General features: G+C 65.9%; 1 protein-coding gene. It reads right to left on the reverse strand.

What is annotated here, in order from left to right:
- Nucleotides 1-522, reverse strand: a 522-nt coding sequence (locus B879_RS24360; protein WP_162136903.1) for a DEAD/DEAH box helicase family protein, incomplete at both ends; no start/stop codon positions are given.

Below are 522 nucleotides of genomic sequence, written 5' to 3' on the forward strand. Positions count from 1 at the left end.
CTGGGCTTCCATTTCCTCCCCACCGCTGGTCTTCCAGCGCATGTACCCCGAGTAGGCCATGAACAGCACCGGGCGCACCACATGGTCGCGCAAGGCCTGGCCATAGCCGTAGGTGTAGTCCGCCTTGGAACGGCGGATCCCATCGTGGCCCTCGGCGTAATCGACAAAGGGGATCGCCGCGGTGTCCGAGCGGAACGGGGTTCCGGTCAGTGCCAGGCGGCGGGTGGCAGGCTCGAAGGCCTCGCGGATACCCTCACCCCAGGACAGCGCGTCGCCGCCATGGTGGATCTCATCGAGAATCACCAGGGTGCGGGCGGCCTCGGTCTTGGCACGGTGCAGCATCGGCTTGGAGGAGACCTGCGCGTAGGTGACCACGACGCCGATGTAACCATCGCCATGCCGGCCATCGGAGTTCTTGAAGTTCGGGTCGATGGCCAGACCCACACGGCCCGCGGCATCGGCCCACTGCTTCTTCAGGTGGTCGGTGGGGGCCACCACGATGATGCGGTTGATGGTCTTGGC

It is taken from the genome of Cecembia lonarensis LW9, from assembly GCF_000298295.1.
GTDB classification, from domain to species: Bacteria; Bacteroidota; Bacteroidia; order Cytophagales; family Cyclobacteriaceae; genus Cecembia; species Cecembia lonarensis.